Source organism: uncultured Tepidimonas sp. (assembly GCF_938045175.1).
Classification (GTDB): Bacteria; Pseudomonadota; Gammaproteobacteria; order Burkholderiales; family Burkholderiaceae_C; genus Tepidimonas.
The window spans coordinates 1-8,907 of sequence record NZ_CALIND010000032.1 but is presented as its reverse complement, the minus strand read 5'-3'; the positions used below and the strand labels follow the sequence as shown (position 1 = coordinate 8,907).

Below are 8,907 nucleotides of genomic sequence, written 5' to 3'. Positions count from 1 at the left end.
GACATGCCAAAGGCGCCCGTGCCGATGACGAAATTGCACGCCGCAAACCACCACAGCAGCCCGGGCAGCGTGCGGGGATCATCCGGATCGGGGGTACTAGCGGCGGTGGTGGAGGAGGAGGGACGGCTCATCTACCCGCATGGTAGGCCACCCCTGCCAGGCTGGGGTGGTACGCAGGTGACGCGGGGGCGTTCGCCCCGCCACCGTCGATGTGCCACAATGCCTCAGGATCGTGTCATGGAGTGGCTGCTGCCATGTTCAAAGCCCTGCTGATCGACAAAACCGACGCTGGTTATGGCTGTACGCTGGCCGAGTTGCCCGAGGAGCGCCTACCGCCGGGCGATGTGACGGTGCGCGTGTCGCACTCGACGCTCAACTACAAGGACGCGCTGGCGATCACGGGGCGCGCGCCAGTGGTGCGGCAGTTTCCGATGGTGCCCGGCATCGATCTGGCCGGAACGGTGGAGGCGAGTGACGACCCGCGCTTCGCACCCGGCGACGCGGTGTTGCTCAATGGCTGGGGCGTGGGCGAGGTGCACTGGGGCGGTCTGGCACAGCGCGCGCGCGTCAAGGCCAATTGGTTGCAGCCCTTGCCCGCGGGACTGTCGGCGGCCGAGGCGATGGCGATCGGCACTGCCGGCTACACCGCCATGCTGTGTGTGATGGCGCTGCAGGCGCACTGGCAGGCACAGGGCGTGACGCCCGGCAGCGGTGACGTGTTGGTCACCGGCGCCGGTGGTGGCGTGGGTAGCGTGGCCATCGCGCTGCTGGCGCGTGCCGGGCACCGGGTGGTGGCCTCCACCGGTCGGCCCCATGAGGCGGATTACCTGCACGCGCTCGGCGCGGCCGACGTCATCGATCGCGCCCAGCTTTCCGCGCCGGGCAAGCCGTTGCAGAAGGAGCGCTGGATCGGCGTCGTCGATGCGGTGGGCAGCCACACGTTGGCCAACGCCTGTGCCAGCACGCGCTATGGGGGTGCGGTGGCGGCGTGCGGGCTCGCGCAGGGCATGGACTTTCCGGCGACGGTGGCGCCCTTCATTCTGCGCGGGGTCACGCTCTACGGCATCGACAGCGTCATGGCGCCGATGGCGCGGCGCCGCGAGGCATGGTCGCGGCTGGCGGCGGAGTTGGATCGGGCGGTGCTGGCGCGCATGACGCAGACCATTGGACTCGCCGACGCCATCGGCGCCGCGCACGACGTGCTCGCTGGCCGGGTGCGGGGACGGCTGCGGGTCGACGTCAACGCGTGACGGAGGCCGCCGCCGGTCCGGCGCCTTCGGCCACGGTGGCAGGCGGCGGTACGATGTGCCGGTAGGCGTGCCAAGTGGCGTGACCCAGCACGGGTCCCACCACCAGCAGCCCCAAAAAGGCGGGCAGCATCGCCAGCGCGCACAGCAGCGTGATCAGCGCGCCCCACAGCAGCATCACCCCCGGGTTTTGCAGGCAGGCCCGAAAGCTCATCAGGGCGGCCGAGACGGCGTCGGTCTGCCGATCCAGGATCATGGGGATCGAGATCGCGCTGCTGACGAAGATCAGACCGGCAAAGATCGCCCCGACGATCACATAGGTGATCAGAAACTCCAGGTTGTCCAGACTCACCAGCGCGGCCAGCATGTTTTCGTTCGAGGGCATGCTGTTCATCGTGACCGCAAAAACCACCAGCGAGGCGCGGCCCCAGAGCATTTCCAGGATCAACAGCACACCGGCGAAAATGGCCATGGTCGACAGCGTCGGACGCCAGGCCACGAGGGACGCGCGCAGCGATGGTTGCCGCCCCTGCTCCAGCGCCCGGCTGGCGTCATAGAGCCCCAGCGCCAGAAACGGCCCCAGCAGCAAAAACCCGGCGCTGAGCGCCAGTACGTAAGCGGGGGCATGCTGAAACACCTGCCACAGCGCCTGTCCCATGAGGGCGAAACACGCCCCGTAGAAAAGTCCAATACGCGGGCAGCGCCGAAAATCGCGCCACCCGAGCGCCAGCCAGCGCAGCGGGTCGCTGGGCCGCAGCGACGCCAGCGGCAGCGAAAAGACCGACTCGCGTGGGGCAGTGGCCTCGGTCGACGACGACGACGTCTCGGGCGTCGCGTCAGATTCGGGGTGCGTGACGGCCATCGGGTCCCTCCAAGCAAACCAACAGTTGATTTTTGTCAACCGGAAACGATAGGCCAGCGCGGCTGCGGCGTCCATAGCGTTTACCCGCATGTCGGCGGTGTGGGCGGCTACACTTGCGCCACCATGACCGTTCAATTCCCGCCCCCCGCCGTTGCTGCCGATGCGCTCGATACCACGCTGGCCCGCCAAGGCTATGCAGTGCTGGATGCGGCGGCCGTGCGGGCGTGGCTGGGGCTGGAGGCGGCCGCGCTGGCGGCGCTACAGCCGGCTTGGGACGACTTGCCCCCCGACCGCTACTTGAAAGACGGGGGGCGCTATCGGCGCCGTCGGCACGGCTGCTATGTGGTGGATGGCGAGCGCGTACAGCGAATGCCCGAGCGCGCGCACTACCAGCCTGTGGAATACAACGCCCTGCACGGGGGGATGTACCGCTGGTTTGCGCCGCTGACCGATGTGCTGACGGCGCAGCCCGCGTGGACGCGTCTGTTGCAGCGCACGGGAGAGGTCGCCTCGCGACTGCGCGGGGCGCAGCCCTGGTACGTCGAGGCGCACCCGTTTCGCATCGACACCACGGGGGGCATTGGTCGTCCCACGCCCGAAGGGGCGCACCGCGATGGGGTCGATCTGGTGGCCGTCTTTCTGGTGGCGCGCGAGCGCATCAAGGGGGGCGAGAGCCGCGTCTTCGAGGCCGACGGCCCCAATGGTCAGCGCTTCACCCTCACCGAGCCGTGGTCGGTACTGCTGCTCGACGATGCGCGCGTCATCCATGAGACCACGCCCATCCAGCCCGTCACCGAGGGCGAGGTGGGCTGGCGCGATACCCTGGTGTTGACCTACCGGGCAAGTGGGTTTTTGGGCGATTGACGCGCGCAGCGCGCCGGCGGTACGCCGTCACTGGGGCTGAAAGCCGCTGTCGCGAATGATGCGCGCCCATACCTCGGTGTAGGCGCGCTCGCGCTGGGCGAGTTGCTCGCCGCTCATGAATCCCACCGCCAACCCCATGGCGGTCAGCCGATCGCGCACCGTGGGCTGGGCCAGCGCCTTGGCCAGGGCGGCGCTGATCGGCTCCAGTGCCGCGCGCGGTGTGCCGGCGGGTGCGAACAGGCCGTAGTAGGGCACTTCTTCGAAGCCGGTGATGCCCAGCTCGGCCAGCGTGGGCACCTCGGGCAACAGCGCTTGGCGCGCGCGGCCCATCACGGCGACCACATGCAGCTTGCCCGCTTTGTGGTTTTCGATGAAGTCAGGGATCGAGCCCACCCCTGCGGGAATCTGGTTGCCCAGCATGTCGGCCATCATCGGCGCGCTGCCGCGGTACGGCACGGCCACGAGGTCGAGCTGCTCGCGCCGCGCCAGCGACTGCACCAGGAACTGCGGCACCGACGCCGGTGCTGGAATGCCCACGTTGGCGCGCCCACCCTGCTGGCGCACCCAGGCGATGAAGTCCCGATAGCTGCGCGCGGGCGTGGCGCCAGAGACCGCCAGCGCGTTGACGCACGTGGCAAAGCCTGCCACTGCGACGAAATCTTTGGCCGGATCGAACCCCGGGTTGCGCAGCACCTGCGGCAGGATGGAAATCGTGTGGTCGTGCGTCAGAAACAGCGTGCTGCCATCGGGGGCCGCGGCCTTGAGGGCCTGGGCGGCGATCTGCCCGCCGGCACCCGCGCGGTTTTCCACCACCACCGGCACACCCAGCGCCTCGCGCAGGGGCTCGGCCAGCAGGCGAGCGATGGCGTCCGTGCCGCCGCCGGGCGGAAAGCCCACCAGCAGTTTGACCGTGCGGCTGTCGGCCCAAACGGGCGCGGCGGGGGCTGCCAGCCCCACGGTGGCGCCGGCCAAGGCGGCGCCCAGCAGGTGGCGGCGTGTGAATCGGGACGCAGTCATCGGTGATCCTCCAAGCGACACCCGAGATGGTAACGCCGAGCGGCGCCGCTGGTCGATAATCGTGCGTACGATGTGGATCGACACCCACTGCCATCTAGACGCCCCCGAGTTCGGGCCGGATGCCCCGGCCGTGCGGGCGCAGGCGCGTGCGGCTGGCGTGGCGTGCTGTGTGCTGCCAGCGGTACAGGTGGCCAATTTCGCCACGGTGCGCGCGCTGGCGCACGCGTGGGGCGACGTGTATGCGCTGGGCATCCACCCGCTTTACGTTCCGCAGGCCAGCGACGATGACCTGGAGCGTCTCGCGCAAGCCCTGCGAGACTGGCGTGACGACCCGCAACTGGTGGCGGTGGGCGAGATTGGACTGGACTACTTCGAACCTGCCCTGTGCACCCCCGAGATGCGGACGCGTCAGCGGTATTTTTATCGCGCCCAGCTGCGGCTGGCGCAGCAGGCAGGTTTGCCCGTGATTCTGCACGTGCGCCGCGCGGTGGACGACGTGCTGGCCGGGCTGCGCGAGCAAGCCCGCGCGGGCCGGCGCTTGAGCGGTGGCATCGCGCATGCGTTCAACGGCAGCCTGGCGCAGGCGCAGGCCATGCAGGCCCTGGGGCTGCGCATCGGGGTGGGCGGGGCCGTGACGTTCGACACCGCGCGGCGGCTGCGCGCGTTGGCCAGCACCGCGCCGCTGGATGCGCTGGTGCTGGAGACCGACGCGCCCGACATCCCACCGCAGTGGCTGTACGTGCCGGCGGCCGAGCGGGCCGCGGGGCGGCCCCAGGGGCGCAACACCCCCGCCGAGTTGCCGCGCATCGGCGCCGTCTTGGCCCAGCTGCGCGGGCTGATGTCCGGCGAGCTGGCCCAGGCCACCACCGCCAATGCCTGCGCGGCGCTGCCGCGCCTGGCGGCGTGGTTGGCGCGGGAGGGCTGGGCATGATCGCGGGCGGCACCCGTTTGCAGGGCCTGCCCCCCGTCTTGGATCCCCGCACCCGACTGGTGGTGCTGGGGAGCTTCCCCGGCGCGGCGTCGCTGCGTGCTCAGCAGTACTACGCCCACCCGCACAACCAGTTCTGGACGATTCTGGGCGCCTTGTGGGGCTTGCCGCTGCGCGATTGGCCCTATGCCGACCGGCTGGCCGCGCTGCTGGAACATGGCCTGGGGTTGTGGGACGTGTACGCCGAGTGCGAGCGCGAAGGCAGCCTGGATAGCGCCATTCGCGCGCCGCGCCTCAACGACCTGGCGGCGTTGCGCCAGCACTGCCCGGCGTTGCGCGCCATTGCCCACAACGGCGGTGAAAGCTGGCGCCATGCCCATCTGACCCGCGCTTTGGGGGTGGCCGTGGAGCGGCTGCCTTCCACCAGCCCTGCCAACGCCTCCTGGAGCCTGGCGCGCAAAACCGCCGCCTGGGGCGCGGTGCTGGCTCGCCATGGCGTCCCGGTGCGGATCGCGGTAACCTCGCAAGGAGTTTGACATGGCGCCCCGAGCTGCCCCGGCTCGCCAACCGGCTGCTGCTTTGCCGCCGGTCACGCTGTCCGAAGAAGGTGGAGTGCGCCACCTGCACCTGGGCACACCGTGGATCCAAGGCAGCATGCGCATCGACCGCCCGACGGATCTGGTGCTGGAGTACGTGCAGCGCATGATGGCGTGGCTGCTGTTTGTGGAGTCCGACACCGTCCCCGCGCGTCGGGCGCTGCAGCTGGGGCTGGGGGCAGGTGCCCTTACCAAGTTTTGCCACCGTCGCCTGGGCATGGATACCACGGCCGTGGAGCTCAACCCGCAAGTGGTGGCGGCTTGCCGGACGTGGTTTCGCCTGCCGCCCGATGGCCCTGGGTTGCGGGTGGTGCTGGGCGATGCGGCGCACTGGGTGCGCCATCCGGACTGGCAGGGCACGGTGGATGCGCTGGCGGTGGATCTGTACGACCACGACGCCGGCGCGCCCGTGCTGGACAGTGCGGCGTTCTACGCCGACGCGCGCGGCCTGCTCACCCCGGACGGGTGCTTGACGGTCAACCTGTTTGGCCGGCGCGCCAGTTTGGCCCGTTCTCTCGACGCCTTGGCGCAGGTGTTCGGGCCCGAAGCGCTATGGGTTTTCAAGCCCACGCGCGAGGGTAACACCGTCGTGCTCGCCCAGCGCACACCGCAACGCCCCGCGCGCGAAGTCTTGCAGGCCCGAGCCGAGATCATCCGCAGCCGCTGGCGTCTGCCCGCCCCCCACTGGTTGCGCAGCTTGCAGCCGTATCAACCCTAACTGGGCTGGCGCGATGCAGGCGCCAGGCGGACGGTGTCGCGCCCCGCCGCTTTGGCCTCGTACAGGGCGGCGTCGGCACGGGTGAAGGCTTGTTCCAGGGTTTCCTGGCTGTCGGGCGGGATGACGGCCACCCCGACACTGATGGTGACCGGCCCGTCGGGCGTGCGCACGCCGCGCGCCACCCGTTCGCGCAGCGCGTCGGCCTTGCGCAGCGCCACTTCCTGTGGGCAGTCGGCCAGCAGGATGACGAACTCCTCGCCACCGTAGCGAGCCACCAGGTCGTGCGCCCGCACCCCGGTGGCCAGCGCCTGCGCCACGGCAGCCAACACCGTATCCCCGAACGCATGGCCAAAGCGGTCGTTGACACGCTTGAAATGGTCGATGTCCACCACCAGCAGCGCCATCGGTTTGCCGTCCCGCCGCGCGCGCTGCAGGTGCCTTGGGCCGAGTTGGTCGTAGGTGTGGCGGTTGGCGATCTGGGTCACCGGGTCGGTCAGCGCCATCGCTTGCAGCAAGCGTTCGCGGTCGCGCAGCTGCTGGTACAGCCGCCGCATGTAGACCAGGTTGTACACCCGCGCCAGCAGCTCGACGTCCGGCGGCGGTTTGACGACGTAATCGTTGACGCCCAGTCGATACAGCTCGTTCTTGCGCGCCGTGTCGTGGTAACCCGTCAGCACGATGATCGGGTGCTGCACGAAATCCTCCGGCTTGCGCCGCAGCTGGCGGATCAGACCGATGCCGCTTTGTGCGCCCGTGAGCACCAGATCGATCAGGTACAGCTCGTATTCGTGCGCGGCGATGCATTCGCGCGCCTCATCCACGCTGCTGGCCGTATCGACCACATACCCGCGGTGCTGCAGGATCGCAGCCAGGTGCTGTTGCTGCGCGGCCGAATCCTCGACCAACAGCAGCCGCGCGCCCTGCACCGTGTCGGTCAGCGACGACAGGAAGTAGCGCAGGAAGTTGTCCAGGTGCTCCAGATCGTCGCGGGTGAACACGTCGGTCACCCCGGCCCGAAACGCGTCGTCGAGCAGCAGCGGCGAGGGACTGGCGCTGACGAGCACGATGGGCGTGGACTCGCGCACCACCGTTCGCAACTGGCGGGTCAAGGTGACGCCGTCGCCATCGGCCAGCAAACCGGCGGTCAGCACCAGGTCGAACGGCTGGCGCCGTGCAAGCGACAGGGCATCCGCCATGGTGGCCACACGCAACACACCCAGGCCGAACTGCTGGAGCTTTTTCTCCAACACCAGGGATGCTGCCTCATTGGGGTCGACCAGCAGGGTTTGTAGTGTGGGGGTGGGCGTCGTCATGGTGGTCGGCTAACGGGCGTGTCGCGCATGTCTGCCCCCTGAGGTCGATCGGTTTTTATGATGGCGCGACGCTGAAATCATAACCAACCCGAAATGGCAAACGAGGAGGTCGGTCATGGACTTGGGCATCGCAGGCCGTTGGGCCATCGTGTGTGGGGCCAGCCGGGGGCTGGGCTGGGGGTGCGCGCGGGCGTTGGCGCTAGAAGGGGTACACGTGATCATGGCCGCGCGCGGGGCCGAGGCATTGCAGGCGGCCGCGGCGCGGCTGCGTGCCGAGCTGCCCGCGGGTGCCACCAACCGGGTGCTGGCCGTCGTGGCCGACGTGACCACCCCGGAGGGGCGCGCGGCGCTGCTGTCGGCCCCGGGCGGGCCAGGGCGGGACGTGGACATCGTGGTGACCAACGCGGGCGGGCCGCCACCGGGTGATTTTCGCCAGTGGGACCGCGACGCCTGGCTGCGCGCCATCGACGCCAACATGCTCGCCCCGATCGAGCTCATCAAATCGACGGTGGACGGCATGGCCGCGCGCGGTTTCGGCCGCATCGTCAACATCACCTCCAGCGCCGTCAAGGCGCCGATCGACATCCTGGGCCTGAGCAACGGCGCGCGCAGCGGTTTGACCGGCTTCGTCGCCGGGCTGGCGCGCAGCGCGCTGGCGGCGCGGGGCGTGACCATCAACAACCTGCTGCCGGGCAAGTTCGCCACCGACCGGTTGCGCGCCACGCTGCAGGCCATGGCCGACAAGACCGGCCAGCCGCTGGCGGCCATCGAGCACCAGCAGCTCAGGGTCATCCCCGCCGGGCGCTTTGGCACACCCGAGGAATTTGGCGCTTTCTGCGCTTTCCTCTGCAGTGTGCAGGCCGGATATTTGACGGGGCAGAATATCTTGCTCGACGGCGGTGCCTATCCGGGGACGTTTTGAGCGCCGCTGCGCCGCCGTCACCCTCGCCGCGACGACACCACGATGCCGGCGACGATGAGTGCGAACGCCACCGCGTGAAACGCCTGCGGGGGCTCGCCCAGAAACGCCGCAGACATGATGGCCGCGAACAGGGGCGTCAGGTTGGTGAAAAAGCCGGCCACCGTCGGGCCGGCGCGCTGCACGCCGGCGCCCCAGCAGCGGTAGGCGATGATCGACGGCCCCACGGCCACGAACAGCAGCACCGCCGCCACTGCCCCGCTCCAGTGAATGGTGGTGGGCATGTCGGTGGGCGCCGCGGTCGCGAGCCACACCCATTCGCCAGCCGTCAGCGCGGCTGCGCTGACCAGCCCCATCGTGGTCTGGGCGAGCAAGAAGGCGGCCCAGTCGTGGCGGATTTCGGGCGCCTCGTCGCGGCGCGTGAGCAGCCAGCTGTAGCAGGC

10 protein-coding genes are annotated in these 8,907 nt (G+C 69.6%); 6 read left to right on the top strand and 4 right to left on the bottom strand.

Going from position 1 to position 8,907, the window contains the following annotated elements; translation table 11 throughout:
- The first annotated feature begins 254 nt into the window (after window positions 1-254).
- Window positions 255-1,250: an MDR family oxidoreductase gene (locus tag Q0716_RS01555; RefSeq protein WP_299018921.1), complete on the top strand. Its 996-nt coding sequence runs from the start codon at window positions 255-257 to the stop codon at window positions 1,248-1,250.
- Here Q0716_RS01555 and Q0716_RS01550 read toward each other — a convergent pair.
- On the bottom strand, window positions 1,240-2,109 hold the full coding sequence (locus tag Q0716_RS01550; protein WP_299018918.1) for a DUF2189 domain-containing protein: 870 nt from the start codon (window positions 2,107-2,109) through the stop codon (window positions 1,240-1,242). The two genes, Q0716_RS01555 and Q0716_RS01550, sit on opposite strands and share 11 nt — an antisense overlap.
- Window positions 2,110-2,232: 123 nt before the next feature.
- Between Q0716_RS01550 and Q0716_RS01545 the strand changes: the two genes are divergently transcribed.
- A complete protein-coding gene (locus tag Q0716_RS01545; RefSeq protein ID WP_299018916.1) occupies window positions 2,233-2,973 on the top strand; it encodes a 2OG-Fe dioxygenase family protein in 741 nt (246 codons plus the stop codon).
- Between the two features lie 27 nt (window positions 2,974-3,000).
- On the opposite strand, the gene Q0716_RS01540 is transcribed toward Q0716_RS01545, so the two are convergent.
- Window positions 3,001-3,990: a Bug family tripartite tricarboxylate transporter substrate binding protein gene (locus Q0716_RS01540; protein ID WP_299018914.1), complete on the bottom strand. Its 990-nt coding sequence runs from the start codon at window positions 3,988-3,990 to the stop codon at window positions 3,001-3,003.
- Window positions 3,991-4,060: 70 nt separating this feature from the next.
- Between Q0716_RS01540 and Q0716_RS01535 the strand changes: the two genes are divergently transcribed.
- The 3 genes from Q0716_RS01535 to Q0716_RS01525 are packed head-to-tail and all read left to right on the top strand — an operon-like array spanning window position 4,061 to window position 6,232.
- Window positions 4,061-4,921, top strand: coding sequence for a TatD family hydrolase (locus Q0716_RS01535; RefSeq protein WP_299018912.1), 861 nt, complete (start codon window positions 4,061-4,063; stop codon window positions 4,919-4,921).
- A complete protein-coding gene (locus Q0716_RS01530; RefSeq protein ID WP_299018910.1) occupies window positions 4,918-5,454 on the top strand; it encodes a DNA-deoxyinosine glycosylase in 537 nt (178 codons plus the stop codon). Before Q0716_RS01535 ends, Q0716_RS01530 begins: the two co-directional genes overlap by 4 nt.
- Window position 5,455: 1 nt before the next feature.
- Window positions 5,456-6,232, top strand: a complete 777-nt coding sequence (locus Q0716_RS01525; protein ID WP_299018907.1) for a spermidine synthase — start codon at window positions 5,456-5,458, stop codon at window positions 6,230-6,232.
- Here Q0716_RS01525 and Q0716_RS01520 read toward each other — a convergent pair.
- Entirely contained in the window at window positions 6,229-7,545 is a 1,317-nt protein-coding gene (locus Q0716_RS01520) for a diguanylate cyclase (RefSeq protein ID WP_299018905.1), read from the bottom strand. The genes Q0716_RS01525 and Q0716_RS01520 overlap by 4 nt on opposite strands.
- Window positions 7,546-7,660: 115 nt before the next feature.
- On the opposite strand from Q0716_RS01520, the gene Q0716_RS01515 reads away from it, so the two are divergent.
- The gene (locus Q0716_RS01515; RefSeq protein ID WP_299018903.1) at window positions 7,661-8,467 is read left to right on the top strand and encodes an SDR family oxidoreductase; all 807 of its coding nucleotides are present in this window, start codon (window positions 7,661-7,663) and stop codon (window positions 8,465-8,467) included.
- 17 nt (window positions 8,468-8,484) lie between these two features.
- On the opposite strand, the gene Q0716_RS01510 is transcribed toward Q0716_RS01515, so the two are convergent.
- Window positions 8,485-8,907 (bottom strand): DMT family transporter (locus Q0716_RS01510; RefSeq protein ID WP_299018901.1); only part of this gene is annotated, 423 nt, incomplete at its 5' end.

Coding starts and splice junctions, on each gene's coding strand:
- Q0716_RS01550 (WP_299018918.1), bottom strand. CDS start 2,109: ATGGCCGTCACGCACCCCGAATCTGACGCGACGCCCGAGACGTCGTCG.
- Q0716_RS01525 (WP_299018907.1), top strand. CDS start 5,456: ATGGCGCCCCGAGCTGCCCCGGCTCGCCAACCGGCTGCTGCTTTGCCG.
- Q0716_RS01545 (WP_299018916.1), top strand. CDS start 2,233: ATGACCGTTCAATTCCCGCCCCCCGCCGTTGCTGCCGATGCGCTCGAT.
- Q0716_RS01540 (WP_299018914.1), bottom strand. CDS start 3,990: ATGACTGCGTCCCGATTCACACGCCGCCACCTGCTGGGCGCCGCCTTG.
- Q0716_RS01535 (WP_299018912.1), top strand. CDS start 4,061: ATGTGGATCGACACCCACTGCCATCTAGACGCCCCCGAGTTCGGGCCG.
- Q0716_RS01515 (WP_299018903.1), top strand. CDS start 7,661: ATGGACTTGGGCATCGCAGGCCGTTGGGCCATCGTGTGTGGGGCCAGC.
- Q0716_RS01520 (WP_299018905.1), bottom strand. CDS start 7,545: ATGACGACGCCCACCCCCACACTACAAACCCTGCTGGTCGACCCCAAT.
- Q0716_RS01555 (WP_299018921.1), top strand. CDS start 255: ATGTTCAAAGCCCTGCTGATCGACAAAACCGACGCTGGTTATGGCTGT.
- Q0716_RS01530 (WP_299018910.1), top strand. CDS start 4,918: ATGATCGCGGGCGGCACCCGTTTGCAGGGCCTGCCCCCCGTCTTGGAT.